The 19,241-nt window shown below is 73.6% G+C and carries 16 protein-coding genes; 15 read left to right on the top strand and 1 reads right to left on the bottom strand.

What is annotated here, in order from left to right; genetic code table 11:
- Window position 1: 1 nt before the first annotated feature.
- The 14 genes from pheT to AB0H83_RS36075 all read left to right on the top strand — a co-directional run bounded on the left by pheT (window position 2) and on the right by AB0H83_RS36075 (window position 18,567).
- Window positions 2-2,494: a phenylalanine--tRNA ligase subunit beta gene (gene pheT / locus AB0H83_RS36010; RefSeq protein ID WP_360103021.1), complete on the top strand. Its 2,493-nt coding sequence runs from the start codon at window positions 2-4 to the stop codon at window positions 2,492-2,494.
- 430 nt (window positions 2,495-2,924) lie between these two features.
- Window positions 2,925-4,094, top strand: coding sequence for a nucleotide sugar dehydrogenase (locus tag AB0H83_RS36015; protein WP_360103105.1), 1,170 nt, complete (start codon window positions 2,925-2,927; stop codon window positions 4,092-4,094).
- Window positions 4,095-4,179: 85 nt separating this feature from the next.
- The gene (locus tag AB0H83_RS36020) at window positions 4,180-5,013 is read left to right on the top strand and encodes a glycosyltransferase family 2 protein (RefSeq protein WP_360103023.1); all 834 of its coding nucleotides are present in this window, start codon (window positions 4,180-4,182) and stop codon (window positions 5,011-5,013) included.
- Window positions 5,014-5,022: 9 nt separating this feature from the next.
- Window positions 5,023-6,048, top strand: a complete 1,026-nt coding sequence (locus tag AB0H83_RS36025; protein WP_360103025.1) for an NAD-dependent epimerase/dehydratase family protein — start codon at window positions 5,023-5,025, stop codon at window positions 6,046-6,048.
- Between the two features lie 80 nt (window positions 6,049-6,128).
- Complete coding sequence (locus AB0H83_RS36030) at window positions 6,129-7,472, top strand: hypothetical protein (protein ID WP_360103027.1); 1,344 nt, start codon at window positions 6,129-6,131, stop codon at window positions 7,470-7,472.
- Window positions 7,473-7,574: 102 nt separating this feature from the next.
- Window positions 7,575-10,292, top strand: coding sequence for an AAA family ATPase (locus tag AB0H83_RS36035; protein WP_360103029.1), 2,718 nt, complete (start codon window positions 7,575-7,577; stop codon window positions 10,290-10,292).
- 147 nt (window positions 10,293-10,439) lie between these two features.
- Window positions 10,440-11,444 carry an N-acetyl-gamma-glutamyl-phosphate reductase gene (argC, locus tag AB0H83_RS36040; RefSeq protein ID WP_360103031.1) on the top strand — a complete coding sequence of 335 codons (1,005 nt, stop codon included), beginning with the start codon at window positions 10,440-10,442 and terminating at the stop codon, window positions 11,442-11,444.
- A complete protein-coding gene (argJ, locus tag AB0H83_RS36045) occupies window positions 11,441-12,616 on the top strand; it encodes a bifunctional glutamate N-acetyltransferase/amino-acid acetyltransferase ArgJ (RefSeq protein WP_360103033.1) in 1,176 nt (391 codons plus the stop codon). Before argC ends, argJ begins: the two co-directional genes overlap by 4 nt.
- A gap of 79 nt (window positions 12,617-12,695) precedes the next feature.
- Window positions 12,696-13,580 carry an acetylglutamate kinase gene (gene argB, locus AB0H83_RS36050; protein ID WP_360103035.1) on the top strand — a complete coding sequence of 295 codons (885 nt, stop codon included), beginning with the start codon at window positions 12,696-12,698 and terminating at the stop codon, window positions 13,578-13,580.
- Complete coding sequence (locus AB0H83_RS36055) at window positions 13,577-14,743, top strand: acetylornithine transaminase (protein ID WP_360103037.1); 1,167 nt, start codon at window positions 13,577-13,579, stop codon at window positions 14,741-14,743. The genes argB and AB0H83_RS36055 overlap by 4 nt, the downstream gene beginning before the upstream one ends.
- Complete coding sequence (argF, locus tag AB0H83_RS36060; RefSeq protein ID WP_360103039.1) at window positions 14,743-15,651, top strand: ornithine carbamoyltransferase; 909 nt, start codon at window positions 14,743-14,745, stop codon at window positions 15,649-15,651. Before AB0H83_RS36055 ends, argF begins: the two co-directional genes overlap by 1 nt.
- Window positions 15,648-16,154 carry an arginine repressor gene (gene argR, locus AB0H83_RS36065; RefSeq protein WP_360103041.1) on the top strand — a complete coding sequence of 169 codons (507 nt, stop codon included), beginning with the start codon at window positions 15,648-15,650 and terminating at the stop codon, window positions 16,152-16,154. The genes argF and argR overlap by 4 nt, the downstream gene beginning before the upstream one ends.
- A gap of 62 nt (window positions 16,155-16,216) precedes the next feature.
- On the top strand, window positions 16,217-17,656 hold the full coding sequence (gene argH, locus AB0H83_RS36070; RefSeq protein WP_360103043.1) for an argininosuccinate lyase: 1,440 nt from the start codon (window positions 16,217-16,219) through the stop codon (window positions 17,654-17,656).
- Complete coding sequence (locus AB0H83_RS36075; RefSeq protein WP_360103045.1) at window positions 17,656-18,567, top strand: NADP-dependent oxidoreductase; 912 nt, start codon at window positions 17,656-17,658, stop codon at window positions 18,565-18,567. The genes argH and AB0H83_RS36075 overlap by 1 nt, the downstream gene beginning before the upstream one ends.
- On the opposite strand, the gene AB0H83_RS36080 is transcribed toward AB0H83_RS36075, so the two are convergent.
- Window positions 18,564-18,935: a PH domain-containing protein gene (locus AB0H83_RS36080; RefSeq protein ID WP_360103047.1), complete on the bottom strand. Its 372-nt coding sequence runs from the start codon at window positions 18,933-18,935 to the stop codon at window positions 18,564-18,566. The genes AB0H83_RS36075 and AB0H83_RS36080 overlap by 4 nt on opposite strands.
- Window positions 18,936-19,018: 83 nt before the next feature.
- Between AB0H83_RS36080 and AB0H83_RS36085 the strand changes: the two genes are divergently transcribed.
- On the top strand, window positions 19,019-19,204 hold the full coding sequence (locus AB0H83_RS36085) for a DUF4236 domain-containing protein (RefSeq protein ID WP_360103049.1): 186 nt from the start codon (window positions 19,019-19,021) through the stop codon (window positions 19,202-19,204).
- Window positions 19,205-19,241 lie beyond the last annotated feature (37 nt).

A 19,241-nucleotide genomic window follows, 5' to 3' on the forward strand; every position in this document is an offset into this window, starting at 1 on the left:
GATGCGCGTACCGCTGTCATGGCTGCGCGAGCACGTCGACCTGCCGCAGGACCTGACCGCCGACGGCCTGGAGAAGGCCCTCGTGAAGGTCGGCCTCGAGGTCGAGGAGATGACCGACGCCGGCGCCAGCGTCCAGGGTCCCCTGGTCGTCGGCCGGGTCGAGTCGATCGAGGAGCTGCAAGGGCTGAAGAAGCCGATCCGCTACTGCCTCGTCGACGTCGGCGGCGAGCAGCCGCAGGGCATCATTTGCGGCGCGCGCAACTTCGCCGAGGGCGACCTCGTCGTCGTCGCGCTGCCCGGCGCGGTGCTGCCCGGCGGGTTCGCGATCGCGGCCCGCAAGACCTACGGGCACATCTCCAACGGCATGATCTGCTCCGCGCGCGAGCTCGGCGTCTCCGACGAGCACGACGGCATCATCGTGCTGCCGGCCGGCACCGCCGCGCCGGGCGCCGAGGCGCGGCCGGTCGTCGGCCTGGACGACATCGTCGTCGAGATCAACGTGACCCCCGACCGCGGCTACTGCTTCTCGGTGCGCGGCATCGCCCGGGAGCTGTCGCACTCGCTCGGCGGCGCCTACCGTGACCCGGTCGCGGCGGTCGTGCCGATCGAGGGTGACGGCACCGAGGCGTACCGCATCGACGTGCGCGACAGCGTCGCCTGCGACCGGTTCACCGCCGTCGCCGTGCGCGGGGTCGACCCGGCCGCGCCGACCCCGCAGTGGATGAAGGCGCGCCTCGCCGTCGCCGGGATCCGGTCGATCTCGCTGCCGGTCGACATCACCAACTACCTGATGATCGAGACCGGCCAGCCGATGCACGCCTGGGACCTGGAGCGGCTCACCGGCCCCCTCGTCGTGCGGCGCGCCGCGGAGGGCGAGACACTCACCACCCTCGACGGCGTGCGGCGGGCCCTGCACCCGCAGGACATCGTCATCGCCGACGACACCGGCGTCGTGTCGCTGGCCGCCGTCATGGGCGGCAGCACCACCGAGGTGTCCGCGACGACCGTCGACGTGCTGCTCGAGGCAGCGCACTGGGACCCGCTGTCGGTCGCTCGCACGATCCGCCGGCACAAGCTGCCCAGCGAGGCCGGCAAGCGCTACGAGCGCGGCGTCGACCCGCAGATCACCGCCGCCGCGTGCGCGCGGGCCGCGGCGCTGCTCGCCGAATACGGCGGCGGCACGGTCGACCCGCGGGTCACCGACGTGTACTCGGTCGTGCCGCCGGCGCCGGTCACCATGGCGCTGACCCGCCCGTCGGAGCTCGCCGGTATCGACTACACCCCGGAGCGGGTCGTCGAGATCCTCACCATGATCGGCGCGTCCGTCGAGGTCGAGGACGCCGGCGCCAGGGCGGTCGTCACCCCGCCGAGCTGGCGCTCCGACCTCGTCGACCCGGCCGACCTGGTCGAGGAGGTGCTGCGGCTGGACGGGTACGACCGCATCCCCAGCGTCCTGCCGATCGCGCCGCCCGGCGCGGGTCTCACCGTCACGCAGCGCCGCCGGCGGATCGTGAGCCGGGCCCTCGCCGACGCCGGGTTCACCGAGTCGCTGTGCTACCCGTTCATCGGCGCGGCGACCCTCGACGCGCTGCGCATCCCGGCCGGCGACCCGCGCCGCGACCTGGTGCTGCTGCGCAACCCGCTGTCGGAGGAGGAGCCCGGCATGCGGACCACGCTGCTGCCGCCGCTGCTCGCCGCGCTGCGCCGCAACCTCGGCCGCGGCCTGCGGGACCTGGCGCTCTACGAGCTCGGCACGGTGTTCCTGCCCGGCGGGCCGGTGCGGGTCGCGCCGTCCGCCGGGGTCGACGGTCCGCCGCCGGCCGAGGAGCTGCGGGCCGCGGAGGCGCTGCTGCCGCACCAGCCGTGGCACGTCGCGGCGGTCATGGCCGGCGACGCCGACCCGGCCGGCTGGTGGGGCCCGGGCCGCCCCGCCGACTGGGCCGACGCCGTCGACGCCGCCCGGGTCGCCGCCGAGGCGGCCGGGGTGACGCTGACCGTCCGGGCCGCCGCGGGACCCGACGCGGTCGCGCCGTGGCACCCGGGCCGCTGCGCCGCGCTGCTCGTCGGCGACACCGTCGTCGGGCACGCCGGCGAGCTGCACCCGGCCGTCTGCGCCGCGCTCGACCTGCCCCGCCGCACCGTGGCGATGGAGTTCGACCTCGACGCGCTGCCGATCCCCGGCGTCTCCACCGCGCCGCGGCTGTCGGGCTTCCCCACGGCGCTGCTCGACGTGGCGCTCGTGGTCGACGCGGCCACCCCGGCCGGCGACGTCGAGTCGGCGCTCACCGAGGGCGCCGGGAAGCTGCTGGAGTCGGTGCGGCTGTTCGACGTGTACGAGGGAGCCCAGCTGGGCGAGGGCCGCAAGTCCTTGGCCTACAAGCTGACGTTCCGGGCGCCGGACCGCACGCTCACCGGCGAGGAGGCCCTCGCGGCCCGCGACGCCGCGGTCGCCGTCGCCGCGGACCGGTTCGGCGCGGTCCTGCGCGGCGCGTGACACACGCGGGCTGCCCGCGCCGCGGCGGGTGACGCGGGTGAATCTCCGCGGCCCGTGACGCGGGTGAATCTCCGCGGCGCGTGACCGCCCGCACAGCCGGGCGAGGCGGCCGCATCGGACAGATGCGGCCGCCCGAACGGACAGTCACGCTCCTGGTGCCGGCTGTCGTGGGCATGGTCGGATATCGGACCGAGAACCGTTTCCCCTGGCCGGAATTGGTGTGTCAGGGGACGCTTCACCCTGAGCGGGTCAGGAACCGGACGCGCCGAAGTGGTACCGTCACGGCGCTGAGCCATCCTCCGCCTTGTCACGTGGCGTGAGGTCATCCCGAAGGCTCGGCCCGCGCCAAGCGCCGGCTTCGATCTCGGCTCTCCTGGAGGGGCAGCGCGTGTCAGACGATAGTGCATCGGCAGGCTTCACGACCGACGTCGTGGTCATCGGGGGTTGCGGCCGGGTCGGACTGCCGCTCGGTATCGCCATGGCTTCCCGTGGTCTGCAGGTCACCCTGTACGACATCAACGCGGCTGCGGTCGCGGTGGTGAACGAAGGCCGTCTGCCGTTCGACGAGGAGGGCGCGGCCGAGCCGCTGGCCACCGCCGTCAAGGAGGGCAGGCTCGTCGCCAGCACCGACCCGGCGTCGGTCGCGTCGGCCGAGCACCTCGTGGTGATCGTCGGCACGCCCGTCGACGAGCACCTCAACCCGAACATCGGCGCGGTCCCCGCGGCGATCGAGCGCTGCGCGGACTACCTGCGCGACGGGCAGCTCATCGTCCTGCGCAGCACCGTGCACCCCGGCGTCACCGCGCTGACCGAGAAGCTGATCAAGCGGCTCGGCGTGAAGGTCGACGTCGCGTTCTGCCCCGAGCGCATCGCCGAGGGCAAGGCGATGACGGAGCTGTTCGAGCTGCCGCAGATCGTCGCCGCGCGTAACCCGGAGGCGGCGGAGCGGGCCGAGAAGCTGTTCCGGAATCTGGCGAACCAGATCGTGCGGCTGGAGCCCGAAGAGGCCGAGCTGGCGAAGCTGTTCACCAACACGTGGCGGTACATCAAGTTCGCCGCCGCGAACCAGTTCTGGATGATGTCCAACGACTTCGGGCTGGACTTCGAGCGGATCCGGCACGCGATCCGGTTCCAGTACCCGCGTGCGGCGGACATGCCGGGGGCCGGGTTCGCGGCGGGGCCGTGTCTGTTGAAGGACACGATGCAGCTGGCGGCGTTCACGAACAACACGTTCGTGCTCGGGCACAGCGCGATGCTGATCAACGAGGGTCTGCCGTTGTATGTGGTGTCGAAGCTGCAGGAGCGTTACGACCTGTCGGAGATGACGGTCGGCATTCTCGGTATGGCGTTCAAGGGCGGCAGCGACGACATCCGCGAGTCCCTGGCCTACAAGCTGCGCAAGGTCGTGATGCTCAAGGCCAAGGAAACGCTGTGCACCGACCCGTACGTGAAGGACGACCGGTTCGTGCCCCTGGACGAGGTGTTGACCCGCGCCGATCTGCTGATCATCGCGGCGCCGCACGCCGAGTACCGTGACCTGCAGACCGACATCCCGGTCGCGGACATGTGGGGTGTCACGAACAAGGGGGTCCGCGTATGACCGGTCCGGAGCGCAGCGGAGGAACCGGTCATCGGGATTGCAGGCTGAGGTCACGCCGGCGCCGGAGCGCAGCGGAGGTGACGAAGTGACCCTCACGCCGCAGGTTTCTGTGGTCATCCCGGTGTACAACGAGGGCGAGGCGATCGTGCCGTGCCTGGAGCGGATCCTGCGGGCGGTCATGATGCCCGCCGAGATCCTCGTCGTGCACGACATGCCCGAGGACACCACGGTGCCCTACGCGCTGGAGGTCCAGGCCCGCGACCCGCGGGTGCGTCCCGTGCTCAACACGTACGGGCGTGGCCCGGCCAACGCGATCCGCTTCGGCATCGACGTGGCGCGGGCGCCCGTCGCCGTGGTCACCATGGCCGACGGCTCCGACGACCCGCGGCAGATCGAGGACCTCGCCCGGCTCGTCGAGCGCGGCGTGGTCGTGGCGGCGGCGTCGCGGTACATGCCCGGCGGGCAGCAGGTCGGCGGTCCCCGGTTCAAGCGGGCCCTGTCGCGCACCGCGGGCCGGACCCTGTACATGTTCGCCCGGGTCGGCACCCGCGACGCGACGAACAGTTTCAAGGCGTACTCCACCGCGTACGTGCGGCAGGTCGGCATCGAGAGCAAGACCGGTTTCGAGATCGGCATCGAGCTGACCGCGAAGGCGGCCCGGCTGCGGCTGCCGGTGGCGGAGATCCCGACGATCTGGCTGGACCGGCAGCTCGGTGAGTCCCGGTTCGACGTCGGCCGGTTCCTGCCCAGCTACCTGAAGTGGTACCGGTTCGCGTTCGGCCGCCGGCTCAGCATGGAGCAGGTCGCGAAGCGGCCGGCGTCCTCGGCGGCCCGCGACGACGCGCAGGCGGCCCGCGCCAACCAGTCCGGCAATGTGTCCGGCAGTCTGTCCAGCAATCACGAAGCAGTGCAGAACTAAGGAGTGTTTGTGGCAAAGGTCCTGGTCACCGGCTCGGCCGGCTTCATCGGTGGGTATGTCGTCGAGGAGCTGCTGTCCCGCGGCTACCAGGTGGTCGGCCTGGACAACTACTCGAAGTACGGCCCGGTCACCCGCAGCTACGACTCGCACCCCGACTACCGGTTCGTCGAGGGCGACGCCCGCGACGTCGACCTGGTCACCGAGCTGCTGGACGGCTGCGACCACTTCATCGCCGGCGCGGCGATGATCGGTGGCATCTCCTACTTCCACGCCTACGCCTACGACCTGCTCGCCACCAACGAGCGGATCATGGCCTCCTCGTGCGACGCGGCGATCAAGGCGCACCGCGACGGCACCCTCAAGAAGATGACCTACCTGTCGTCCTCGATGGTGTTCGAGTCCACCACCCACTGGCCGTCCAAAGAAGGCGACGAACGCCTCGTACCACCACCGCTGTCCTCCTACGGCTTCCAGAAGCTCGCCGTGGAGTACTACGCCAAGGCCGCCTGGGACCAGTACAAGCTGCCGTACACGATCGTGCGCCCGTTCAACTGCGTCGGCGTCGGTGAGGGCCGCGCCCTCGGCGAGGTCGAGGTCCTGTCCGGCAACGTCAAGCTGGCCATGTCCCACGTGGTGCCGGACCTGGTACAGAAGATCGTCAAGGGCCAGGACCCGCTGCACATCCTCGGCACCGGCGAGCAGGTCCGCCACTACACCTACGGCGGTGACCTGGCCAAGGGCATCATCGCGGCGATGGAGCACGAGAACGCCTTCAACCAGGACTTCAACATCTCCACCGCCGAGTCGACCACGGTCCTGGAGCTGGCCGAGGTGATCTGGCGCAAGATCAAGGGCGCCGACGTGCCGTTCAGTGTCGTGTCCGACGACCCGTACGAGTACGACGTGCAGAAGCGCGTCCCGGACGTGGCCAAGGCCAAGGAGGTCCTCGGCTACGAGGCCACCACGTCGCTCGACGAGATGCTCGACGAGGTCATCCCGTGGGTGACCCAGGCCGTCAAGGACGGCAAGCTCTGAGCCTTCCGGCTTCGCCGGGGACGGGCGCTTCACCCTGCGGTTCACCCTGCGGTGTGGGGCGCCCGTTCGTTTGACCAGGTGTGACGACCACGCAACCGGGCACCGCCCCGCCCGTCGCATCCATCGGCACGCAGCCGGGCGCCCCGGCGGTGACCGCGGGGACCGGGCGCGCCGCGCCGCGGCGCCGGCCGGCGCCGGTGCTCGTCCTGCTCGCGGTGCTCGCCGCGGCGGCGGTGGGGCTGTGGCGGGGGCGGCCGCCGGGCCCGCTCAACAGCATCTGGGCCGAGGACGGGCAGGAGTTCCTGACCGACGCGCTCACCCTGCCGTGGTACGAGCCGTTCGTCACCCCGTTCAACGGCTACTTCCACACCGTCGCCCGCGCCTGCTTCGCCGTCATCGCGCTGTTCCCGGTCTCGTGGGCGGCCGCGCTGAACGCCGTCACGGCCGCGGTGCTGACGGCGCTGCTGGCGCTGGCGGTGGCGGCCGCCGCCCGGGACCGGCTCGGCACCGCGGCCGCGCTCGTCATCGGCGGCGGCGCCGCCGTGCCGATGGGGTACGCGCCGAACACCCTTGCCCAGCTGCAGTTCCCGCTCGTGTACGCGGCACTGTGGATGCTGCTGTGGTCGCCGCGGCGCCGCCCGGCCCGCGCCGTCGCCGTCGTCGTGCCCGCCCTCGCGGTGCTCAACTCGATGCTCGGCCTGCTGCTCGTGCCGGTCGCGCTGCTGCGGCTGGCCCGCCACCGCGACCACGACGCCCGGCTGCGGGTCCTCGTGCTGCTGCCGGGCGTGGCGCTGCAGCTGGTGCCGTTGCTGCTGGGCGGATCCCGGCGCGACGTGGGGGAGCGGCCCGACCTGGACCCCGTTTCCGTGGCCGGGACGTACCTGCGCTGGGGCGTGCCGCGCTCCTTCCTCGGCGACGTGTGGCTCGCCCCGCCGGTCGCCGACCCCACCGCGCACCGCGCCCTGATGCTGCTCGGCCTGGCGATCCCCGCCGCGGTCGTCGCCGTGGCCCTGCTCGGCCGGGCCCGGCCGCAGTGGCGGCTCGCCGCGCTCCTGGCCGGGTTCGGTGCCCTCGCCGGGGCGTTCCAGCTCGCCGTGCACGGCGCCCCGGAGGACCGGTACCTGGTGCTGATCACGCTGCCGAACATCGCCGCCGCGGTCGCCCTCACCGCCCCGCGCGACGCCCCGGGCCGCTGGACCGACACCGTCCCGTTTGTCGCGTTGGCGACACTCGTGGCCGCGGTGTGCGTGTCCAACCTGCGGCCCGGCGGCCACACCGACGGCCTGCCGCGCTGGGACGCGACCGTGGCGGGGGCCCGCGCGCAATGCCAGGCGCAGCCACGTTTGCGGAGCGTGACGGTCCATACCGCACAGTGGCCGGTGTTCGGCTGGGAGGCGGTCCTGCCCTGCGACCGGCTGCGCTGACCGTGTTCAACATCGCGTCGCCGGACGGTCCGCGGGCGTTGGGCAGGCGTTGCGGCGCGGTGGCGTTCGGGAGAGACTCGGCTTCGTGGTGGAACAGTGGTGGTGAGCACCTGGCCGGCCGCGCCGTTCGGCCGCGCCGATCTCCTGGCTCACGCCCGCGAGCGGCTCACGGGCGGCGGCGGCGTGCTGCTCTGCGGGCCCGCCGGCATCGGTAAGTCCACCATCCTCGATGCCGTCGCCGGTGCCGAGACCGACGCGCTCGTGCTGCGCGCCGCGGCCGCCGAGGCCGAGGCCGACCTGCCCTACCTCGCGCTCGTCGACCTCTTCGACGGAGCCCCCGACGCCGCCGAGCACCTGCCTCCGCACCTGCGGGCCGCCCTCGACGGTGCCCTGCTGCGCAGCGCCCTGCCGGCGACCCCGCACGACCAGCTCGCGGTGCGTCTCGCCGTCCTGGAGCTGCTGCGCGCCTTGGCCGCGGAGCGCACCGTGCTGCTCGTCCTCGACGACGTGCAGTGGATCGACGAGCCGAGCGCCGAGGTGCTGCGGTTCGTCGCCCGCCGGCTCGGTGAGGCGCCGGTGCGCATCCTCGCCGCCGAGCGGGTCCCCGACGGCGCCGCCGCGACCCGCCTGGACCTGTGCCCGCCGCCGGGCACGCTGCTGCCCGTGCCGCCGCTGCCGGAGAGCGACGTCGCGGACCTGCTGCGGGCCAGGTTCGGTGCCGAGGCGGGCCGGGCGCACCTGCACCGCATCTACGAGGCCAGCGCCGGCAACCCCCTCTACGCCGTCGAGCTCGGCCGGGCGCTGCGGGGCACGTCGTTCCCGACCACCGACCCGCTGCCCGTGCCCGACCGGCTGCGCGAGCTCCTCGCCGCCCGGCTGGCCCTGCTGCCGGCGCCCGACTGGCCGGCGCTGCTGGTCGTGGCCGCCGCCGCCCGGCCCAGCCTGGCGCTGCTGCAGCAGTGCGGCCTGTCCGAGCACCACCTCGACGCCGCCCTCGCCGCGTCGGTGCTGACCGTCGACACCGACGGCGCGATCCGCTTCAGCCACCCGCTGCTGCGGGAGATGGTGTACGCCGACGCGACCGTCGCCGCCCGCCGCGAGGCCCACGAGCGGCTCGCCGACACCGTCTCCGACCCGGTCGACCGGGCCAGGCACCTCGCCGCCGCCCGGCCCGAGCCCGACGAGGCCCTCGCCGAGTGCCTCGCCGACGCGGCATCCGCGGCCCGGCTGCGCGGCGCCCCGGCGATGGCCGCCGATCTCGCCGCGCTCGCCGCCGAACGCACCCCGCGCGACACCCCCGGCGTCGCCGCCGTGCGCCGGCTCAGCGCCGCGCAGTACGCGTACGCGGCCGGCTCACCCGCCGACGCGCGCCGGCACGCGACCGCCGCGCTGCGCGACGCCGCCGACCGGCGCACCCGCATCGGCGCCCGGCTGCTGCTGGTGGAGATGTCCGGCGAGGACCACTCCAACTCCGGCCCGCTGCTGGACGCCGCGTTCGTCGAGGCCGTCGACGCCCCCGACCTGCTCGCCCACGTGCGCCTGTACAAGGGGGTCAAGGCCTACTACGACGGCGACGGCGAGGGCGCCCTGGCCGAGCTCAAGCGCGCCGAGGAGGCCGCCGAGCAGTGCGGCGACATGGAGCGCCTGGTCGAGGTCCTGAGCTGGAAGGGCAACATCCTGCTCGGCACCCAGGGCGACGAGTACCTGGAGCGCGCCGGCAAGCTCGCCCGCGGGCTGTCGCTGACCCCGGCGACGGTCGCCGCCCGCCAGGTCGCCGCGATGAGCCGCCTGTTCAAGGGCGAGACCGCCGAGGCCGTGCGGCGCATCGAGGCGCTGCGCATCGCCGTCGAGCACGCCGGCACCGTGCGCGACCTCGCCTCCGTCCTCGTCTCCGTGGCCGGCGTGTACTGGCGGGCCGGCCGCTGCGCCGACGCCGTGGCCGCCGGCCGCGAGTGCGTGCGGCTCTACGTCGACGTCGAGACCACCCCCGGCCCCGGCTACCTCGTCGCCGCCCTCGCCGAGAGCGGCGGCGGCAGCGCGACCGCCGCGGCCGGCTACGCCGAACGCGGCCTCGCCGCCTGCCTCGCCGCCGGCGACGAGGACTGGATCAAGCTCGCCTACGCCTCCTCCGGGCTGGTGCACATGCTGCGCGGCGACCCGGTGGCGGCGGCCGAGGCGATGCGCGAGGCATACGCCCTCGACCAGCGGCTCGGCCGGCTCGACCCGGGCATCCTGCCGTGGCACGCCGACTTCATCGAGGCGCTGGTCGGCGCCGGCGCCCGCGCGGAGGCCGCCGAGGTCCTCGACGAGGTCTGCAAGCACGCCCGGCACCTGGATCGCACCATCGTGTTCCTCGGCCTCGCCCGGGCCCGCGCGGTGCTGACCGCCGCGACCGGTGAGGCCCGCGAGGGCGCCGAGGCGCTGCAGCGGGCGATCGAGGAGTGGCAGGACCACCCGTACCCGCTCGAGGTCGCGCGGGCCTACTACACGCTCGGCGGCCTGGAGCGCCGCGCCCACCGCCGCGGCGCGGCCCGGGCGGCGCTGTCGGAGGCGGTGCGCCGCTACGCCGCCGCCGAGGCCCACCCGTGGCGCGAGGTCGCCGCCGCGGACCTCGCCCGCCTCGACGGCGGCCGCGGCGCCGGGCTGTCCGAGACCGAGCGCCGCATCGTCGAGCTGGTCCGCGCCGGCGCCACGAACCGGGAGATCGCCCGCGCGCTGTTCCTGTCGATCAAGGCGGTCGAGGCGAACCTGACCCGCCTGTACCGGCGGCTGAACGTCCGCAACCGGGCGCAGCTGGCCAGGGTCCTGGACACCGAGTAGCCCGCCGGCGTCGTATCGGCACCATCCATCCGCCCGCTGTCACGTGCCGGGTGCGCACCGTCATGGGGTGAGGCCAGGGTGATGCTGTGGTGATGCTGGCCGCAATCTGCTTGAAACGTCGGATTGTATAGAGATACAGTGCAGCGCATGGGAATACGAGTCGCTGTCGCCGGCGCGTCCGGGTACGCGGGGGGTGAGCTGCTCCGGCTGATCGCCGGGCATCCACACCTCGACCTGGCCGCCGCCACCGGGTTCGCACAGGCGGGATCGAAGATCGGCACGGTGCACCCGCACGTGCGGTCGCTGCGCGACGTGGTCCTCGCGCCCACCGAGCCCGGCGTGCTCGCCGACGCCGACCTGGTGTTCCTGGCGCTGCCGCACGGGGAGTCCGCCGCGCTCGCCGCGCAGCTGCCCGACTCGGTGAAGGTCGTCGACCTCGGCGCCGACTTCCGGTTGAAGGCCGCCGCCGACTGGACGAAGTACTACCCCGGCGAGCACGCCGGCACGTGGACCTACGGGCTTCCCGAGCTGCCCGGGCAGCGGGAGCGGATCGCGGCGTCGAGCCGGGTCGCCAACACCGGGTGCTATGCGGTGTCGGTGATCCTCGCGCTGGCGCCGCTGATCGCCGCCGGGGTCGCCGACCCCGAGGACGTCGTGGTCGTCGCCGCGTCCGGCACGTCCGGCGCCGGCCGCTCGGCGAAGGTGCACCTGCTGGCGTCGGAGGTGATGGGGTCGCTGTCGCCGTACAAGGTCGGCGCCCACCAGCACGTGCCGGAGATCAAGCAGGCGACGGGGGCCCGGACGCTGTCGATGACGCCGGTCCTGGCGCCGATGCCGCGGGGCATCCTCGCCACGGTGACCGCCCGGCCGCTCAAGGACGCCGACCCGCGCGAGGTCCTCGCCGCGGCGTACGGGGATGAGCCGTTCGTGCAGGTCCTGCCGGAGGGGCAGTGGCCGCACACCGCGTCCACGTTCGGCGCGAACGCCGGCCACCTGCAGGCGACCGTCGACGTGGACAGCGGCCGGATCGTCGTGGTCTCCGCGATCGACAACCTGGTCAAGGGCGCCGCGGGCCAGGCGATGCAGAACGCCAACCTGATGCTCGGACTGCCCGAGACCTCGGGCCTCACCGCCGACGGGATCGCACCATGACTGTCACTGCCCCAAAGGGGTTCCGGGCGGCGGGGGTCGCCGCCGGGTTGAAGGCCACCGCGGGCGCGCTCGACGTGGCGCTCGTCGTCAACGACGGGCCCGACTGGACCGCCGCCGCCGTCTTCACCGGCAACCGGATCAAGGCCGCGCCGGTGCTGTGGAGCCAGCAGGTGCTGCGCGCCGGCGTCGTGCGGGCCGTCATCGTCAACTCGGGCGGCGCCAACGCGTGCACCGGTCCCGCGGGCTTCCAGGACACCCACGCGACCGCGGAGCACACCGCGGCGGTGCTGTCGGGGCGGGCGTCGCGCTTCCCCGTCGGCGCCGCCGACGTGGCCGTGTGCTCGACCGGGCTGATCGGTGAGCGGCTGCCGATGAAGAAGCTGCTGTCCGGGGTCGACGCCGCCGCCCGCGGGCTCTCCCGCGACGGCGGGGCCAGCGCCGCGACCGCGATCATGACCACGGACACGGTGCCGAAGACGGCCGTGCACGCCGGGCAGGGGTTCACCGTCGGCGGGATGGCGAAGGGCGCCGGCATGCTCGCGCCGGGCCTCGCCACGATGCTGGTCGTGCTGACCACCGACGCCGTCGCCGACGCCGACGTGCTCGACGCGGCGCTGCGGGCGGCGACCCGGGTCACGTTCGACCGGATCGACTCCGACGGCTGCATGTCGACCAACGACACGGTGCTGCTCATGGCCAGCGGCGCCGCCGGGATCCAGCCGACCACCGAGGAGCTCACCGAGGCCGTCACCGCCGTGTGCGCCGACCTGGCCGCGCAGCTGATCGCCGACGCGGAGGGCGCCACGAAGGAGATCGCGATCGAGGTCACCGGCGCGGCGAGCGACGACGACGCGGTCGAGGTCGGCCGCTCGATCGCCCGCAACAACCTGGTGAAGACCGCGTTCTTCGGCAACGACCCGAACTGGGGCCGGATCCTCGCCGCGATCGGCACCACGAGCGCCGCGTTCGAGCCCGACGAGGTCGACGTCGCGATCAACGGCGTGTGGATCTGCAAGAGCGGCGCGGCGGGCGAGGACCGCTCGAAGGTCGACCTGAGCGCCCGCGCGGTCACCGTCACCGTCGACCTGCACGCCGGCGACGCCGAGGCCACGGTCCTCACCAACGACCTGTCGATGGGGTACGTGCACGAGAACTCGGCGTACAGCTCGTGAACGGGCCGGAGCGCAGCGCTGTGGCCGTTCACCGGCAGGCACAGGGTGGTTCACGGCGCCGGAGCGAAGCGGAGGCGTCGTGAACGGGCGGAATCTCGGGATCGCGCTGGGCAAGGCGAACACCCTGATCGAGGCGCTGCCATGGCTGGAGCGGTTCTCCGGCTCGACGATCGTCGTCAAGTACGGCGGCAACGCGATGCTCGACAACGAGCTGAAGCGGGCGTTCGCCGCCGACATGGTGTTCCTGCGGCACGTCGGCATCAAGCCGGTCGTCGTGCACGGTGGCGGCCCGCAGATCTCGGCGATGCTCAAGCGGCTCGGCATCGCCAGCGAGTTCAAGGGCGGCCTGCGGGTCACCACCCCGGAGACCGCGGACGTGGTCCGGATGGTGCTCGTCGGCCAGGTCGGCCGGGAGCTGGTCGGGCTCATCAACGAGCACGGCCCGCACGCCGTCGGCATGTCCGGCGAGGACGCGGGGCTGTTCACCGCGGTGCGCCGGCCCGCGATCGTGGACGGCGCGCCGGTCGACATCGGGCAGGTCGGCGACGTCGAGCAGGTCAACGTGTCCGCGGTCGCGGACCTCATCGCGGCCGGGCGGATCCCGGTCGTGTCGACGGTCGCGCCGGACGCCGACGGGGTGCTGCACAACCTCAACGCCGACACCGCCGCCGGGGCCCTGGCGATCGCGCTCAAGGCCCGCAAGCTCGTCGTCCTGACCGACGTGGAGGGCCTGTACGCCCGCTACCCGGACCCGGACTCGCTCATCTCGCAGCTGACCGCGGACGAGCTCACCGCACTGCTGCCGAACCTGGAGTCGGGGATGGTGCCGAAGATGGAGGCGTGCCTGCGCGCCGTCAAGGGCGGCGTGCCGGCGGCGCACGTCGTCGACGGCCGCGTGCCGCACTCGCTGCTGCTGGAAGTCTTCACGTCGGAGGGATTCGGGACCATGGTGGTGGCGCAATGACGCTCGTCGAACGGTTCGAGGCGTCGGTGATGAACACGTACGGGTCGCCGTCGCTGGGGCTGGTCAGCGGCAGCGGCGCCGTCGTGGTGGACGAGGCCGGGCGCTCCTACGTCGACTTCCTCGGCGGGATCGCGGTCAACCTGCTCGGTCACGCCCACCCGGCGGTCGTCGCGGCGGTCACGTCGCAGATCTCGACCCTCGGGCACGTGTCGAACCTGTTCGCGTCCCCGCCGGTCGTCGCGCTCGCCGAGCGCCTGCTGGACCTGGCCGGACGGCCGGGCGCGGTGTTCTTCGGCAACTCCGGCGCGGAGGCGAACGAGGCGGCGTTCAAGCTGTCCCGGCGCACCGGCCGGACGCGGATCGTGGCCGCGCAGGCCGGGTTCCACGGCCGCACCATGGGCGCCCTGGCGCTGACCGGGCAGCCGGCGAAGCAGGACCCGTTCCGGCCGCTGCCCGGTGAGGTCGTGCACATCCCGTACGGTGACGTCGCCGCGCTCGAGGCCGCCGTCGACGGCACGACCGCGATGGTGCTGCTGGAGCCGATCCAGGGCGAGTCCGGGGTCGTCGTCCCGCCGGCCGGGTACCTGACCGCGGCCCGGGAGGTCACCGCCCGGCACGGCGCGCTGCTCGCCCTCGACGAGGTGCAGACGGGCATCGGCCGGACCGGGTACTGGTTCGCCCACCAGGCCGAAGGTGTCCGCCCCGACGTCGTGACCCTCGCCAAGGGGCTCGGCGGCGGGCTGCCGCTCGGCGCGTTGATCGCCTTCGACGACGCCGCCGGCCTGCTCGGCCCCGGCATGCACGCCTCGACGTTCGGCGGCAACCCGGTCTGCTGCGCCGCGGCCCTCGCGGTGCTCGACACCATCGAGTCCGAGCACCTCCTGGACCGGGTGAAGCAGCTCGGCGAGCGCATCCGCCGCGGCGTCGAGGCCCTCGAGCACCCGCTCGTCGGCGGGGTCCGCGGCGCGGGCCTGCTGCTCGGGATCGTGCTGAAGGGGCCCGCCGCGGGCGCCCTCGCCGCGGTGCTGCGCGACGCCGGGTTCCTCGCCCAGGCGGCGCAGCCGGACGTGCTGCGCATCGCGCCGCCGCTGATCCTCACCGACGAGCAGGCCGACGCGTTCGTCGCCGCGCTCGGTCCGGCGCTGAACGCGGTGCAGGCCTGATGCCCCGGCACCTGCTCAGGGACGACGACCTGACCCCGGACGAACAGTCCGAGGTGCTCGACCTGGCCGCGGCGATGAAGGCCGACCGGTACGGCTTCAAGCCCCTCGCCGGGCCGAAGGCCGTCGCCGTCATCTTCGAGAAGCAGTCGCTGCGCACCCGGGTGTCCTTCGAGGCCGGCATCGCCGAGCTCGGTGGCACCCCGGTCATCATCGACGCGCTGAGCACCCACTTCGGGCGCGGCGAGGAGATCGGCGACGCGGCGAAGGTCCTGTCCCGGTACGTGTCGGCGATCGTCATCCGGTCCAACGTGGACGCCCGGGTCGCGGAGCTGGCCCGGCACGCGACCGTGCCGGTCGTCAACGCCCTCACCGACGGCTTCCACCCGTGCCAGCTCCTCGCCGACCTGCTCACCGTCCGGGAGCGGCTCGGCTCGACGCAGGGGCGGGTGCTGACGTACCTCGGCGACACCGCCAACAACATGGCCAACTCCTACGCGCTGGCGGGCGTGACCGCCGGCATGCGGGTGCGGCTGAGCGGCCCGGCCGGCTTCGAACCGGACCCGGCGGTGCTGGACGCCGCGCGGGCCCGGGGCAGCGTCGAGTGGGTCCGGGACCCGGCCGAGGCGGTCAAGGACGCCGACGTCGTCGTCACCGACACGTGGACGTCGATGGGGCAGGAGGGTGACGGCCTGGACCGGATCACGCCGTTCCGGCCGTACCAGATCAACGCGGCGCTGCTGGAAGACGCCGGTCCCGACGCGATCGTGCTGCACTGCCTGCCCGCGCACCGGGGTCACGAGATCACCTCCGAGGTGCTGGACGGCCCGCGCAGCGCGGTATGGGACGAGGCGGAGAACCGGCTGCACGCGCAGAAGGCGCTCCTGGCGTGGTTGCTGGACCAGTCGTGAGCACACCGGTCTCGAAGGCGGCGCGGCACGACCGGATCGCGGCGCTGATCCGCGGGTCGGCGGTGCGCTCCCAGACGGAGCTCGCCGAACTGCTCGCCGGCGACGGGATCCAGGTCACGCAGGCGACGCTGTCGCGGGACCTGGAGGAGCTGCGGGCCGTCAAGGTCCGCGGCGAGTACCTCATCCCCGAGGACGGCGAGCGGGCCCTGCGCCCGGCCGAGGAGGCCCCGACCCGGCTGATCCGGCTGCTGCGGGAGCTGCTGACCGGCGTCGACTGCTCCGGCAACCTCGTCGTGCTGCGCACCCCGCCGGGCGCCGCCCAGTTCCTGGCCAGCGCCATCGACCGCACCGGCCTGCCCGACATCGTCGGCACCATCGCCGGTGACGACACCATCATGGTCGTCGCCCGGCAGGGCCCGGACCCGCACGGGCAGCCGTCGGCCGGGGAGATCCTGGCGGCGAAGCTCACCGAATGGGCGCACCTGGACGGCGCATCGAAGTGACCAAGACCTGCCGCGGTGGCCTGACCCACCGCGGCAATCTTGCACTATGGAAGGATCGTGGCGTGGCAACTTCGTCTTCTGAGTCCCCGACCCGGCTCTGGGGCGGCCGGTTCGCCGGCGGGCCCGCCGAAGCCCTCGCCCGGCTCTCCGTGAGCGTCCAGTTCGACTGGCGTCTGGCGCCTTACGACCTGGCCGGGTCGCGGGCGCACGCACGGGTCCTGGCCCGCGCCGGCCTGCTGGACGCCGACGAGCTCGGCAGGATGCTGGCCGCGCTCGACGACCTCGAGTCCGCGTGCGCGACCGGGGAGTTCCGGCCGACCGTCGACGACGAGGACGTGCACACCGCGCTGGAGCGGGGCCTGCTGGAGCGGCTCGGCGCGCTCGGCGGGAAGCTGCGCGCCGGCCGGTCCCGCAACGACCAGGTCGCCACCGACCTGCGGCTCTACCTGCGCGACCACGCCCGCGGCGTCGCCGCCCGGATCGTGGAGCTCGCCGACGCGCTCGTCGAGCAGGCCGCCCGGCACGTCGACACGCCCGCGCCCGGGTTCACGCACCTGCAGCCGGCGCAGCCGATCGCGTTCGGCCACCAGCTGCTGGCGCACGTCCAAGCGCTGCTGCGGGACCTGGATCGGCTGCGGGACTGGGACGCGCGCACCGCGGTCAGCCCGCTCGGCGCCGGCGCCCTGGCCGGCTCGTCGTTGCCGCTGGACCCGACGCAGGTGGCGAAGGAGCTCGGGTTCGCCTCCGCCGCGGCCAACTCCATCGACGCCGTGTCCGACCGGGACTTCGTCGCGGAGTTCCTGTTCGCCGCCGCCCTCACCGGCGTGCACCTGTCGCGGCTCGGCGAGGAGGTCGTGCTGTGGACGACCCCCGCGTTCGGCTGGGTGCAGCTCGACGACGCGTTCGCGACCGGGTCGTCGATCATGCCGCAGAAGAAGAACCCGGACATCGGTGAGCTCGCCCGCGGCAAGTCCGGCCGGCTCATCGGCCATCTGACCGGCGTCCTGGCGATGCTCAAGGGCCTGCCCCTGGCGTACGACCGGGACCTGCAGGAGGACAAGGAGCCGGTCTTCGACGCCGTCGACACCCTGGAGCTGGTCCTGCCCGCGCTCGCCGGCATGATCTCCACGATGACGGTGCGGGTCGACCGGCTCGCCGAGCAGGCACCCGTCGGCTACACCCTCGCCACCGAGGTCGCCGAGTGGCTCGTGCGGCAGGGCGTGGCGTTCCGCGACGCGCACGAGATCACCGGCAAGCTCGTCGTCATCGCCGCGTCCCGCGACGTCGGCCTCGACGAGGTCTCCGACGCGGACCTGCAGGCGGTCAGCCCGCACCTGACCCCGGACGTGCGGACCGTGTTCTCCGTCCCGGGGGCCCTCGCGGCGCGCACCACCCCGGGCTCGACGGGCCCCGGGCCGGTCGCCGACCAGCTCGCCGTCGCCGCCGACAAGCTCGACCGTTGGCGGTCCTGGTCCGCGGAGACGGTGCTACCGTCCGAGTGATGCGACGTGTGACACAGGACGTCCTCGGCGACGCGTCGGTGCTGCGGGTCGCCGAGGTCGGCGTCCCCGCGCCCGGGCCGACCGAGATCCTCGTCGAGATGCACGCCGCCGGCGTCAACCCGGTCGACTGGAAGGTCCGCACCGGTGGCGGCGTCCTGGGCACCCCGCCGTTCAGCGTCGGCTGGGAGCTGTCCGGGGTCGTGGCCGCCACCGGCAGCGGCGTCACCCGGTTCGCCGTAGGCGACGAGGTGTTCGGCATGCCCCGCTTCCCCGCGCAGGCCGCCGCGTACGCCGAGTACGTCACCGGACCCGCCCGGCACTTCGCGCTCAAGCCGCCGAACCTGACCCACGAGCAGGCCGGCGGGCTCGCCCTGGCCGGGCTCACCGCCTGGCAGGTCCTCGCCGAGACCGCCGGGGTCCTGCCGGGGCAGCGGGTGCTGGTCCCGGCCGCGGCCGGCGGCGTCGGCCACCTCGCGGTGCAGATCGCGAAGGCCCGCGGCGCGTACGTCATCGGCACCGCGTCCGCGCCGAAGCACGACTTCGTACGGTCGCTCGGCGCGGACGAGGTGCACGACCACGGCGGCTCGCAGGACGTCTACGCGGCGGTGAAGGACGTCGACGTGGCCGTCGCCACGGTCGCCGGGCAGGTCCCGCGGCTCGCGGCGACCCTCGGGCCGCAGGGGGCGCTCATCGCCCTCAACGGCGCCGACGAGGCCGCGGCCATCGACGCCGGTGGCGTGTTCCTGCTCGCGGAGCCCGACCGGGCCGGGCTGGAGTCCCTGGCGGCGCTGGTCCTGGAGGGCCGGCTCACCGTCCACGTCGACCGCGTCTTCCCGCTGGATCAGGTCGCCGCGGCGCACCGGCTGGGCGAGCAGGGCCACACCACCGGGAAGCTGGTGCTGGTCCCTTAGTGGGACACGGCGTAGTGCAGGATCACGTTGTGGATGTGCTGGGTCTTCTCGACCCCGCGGACCTCGATCTCGTACGTGTGGGTGCCGACGTGCACGGCGATGTTGCCGCTGCTGAAGAAGCTGCCGGCCCACGACTTGTTGCTCACGATCGACACCGCGGTCACCTTCGCGTAGGGGATCGACGTGAGGGCGAGCCGCTTGCCGACGAACGAGCGGTCCTGCAGGATCACGCGGCGGTCGGTGAGGCCGATGAACCCGGTGCCGATGCCGACCGCGTCGTAGACAGCGATGATGGTCTCGCCGGGCAGCAGCCCGGACACGATCTGCTCGTACTGTTCGCGGCGGTCGTACTTCACCTGTTGAGCCATGCGTCCAACGTAGACGGACCCCTCAACCCGGGCGCTGGCGCGCATGGGTCATCCTGGACGGCACACACCCCCGAGGAGGACCCGTGCCGATCCTGTTCCGCAAGGCGATGCGGTTCGGCCCGCTCGTGCTGAACTTCACCCCGAAGGGCCTGTCCTCGTGGGGGCTGAAGATCGGCCGCTGGTCGTGGAACTCGAAGACCAGGGCACACCGCTACGACCTGCCCGGCCCGTTCTCGTGGCGCAGCCGCGGCCGGCGCAGCGGCAGCTGACGACACCCCGGACCCGACCGGGTCCGGGGCGCCGCAC

The sequence above is a fragment of the Dactylosporangium sp. NPDC050688 genome (genome assembly GCF_040654515.1).
Lineage (GTDB): Bacteria > Actinomycetota > Actinomycetes > Mycobacteriales > Micromonosporaceae > Dactylosporangium.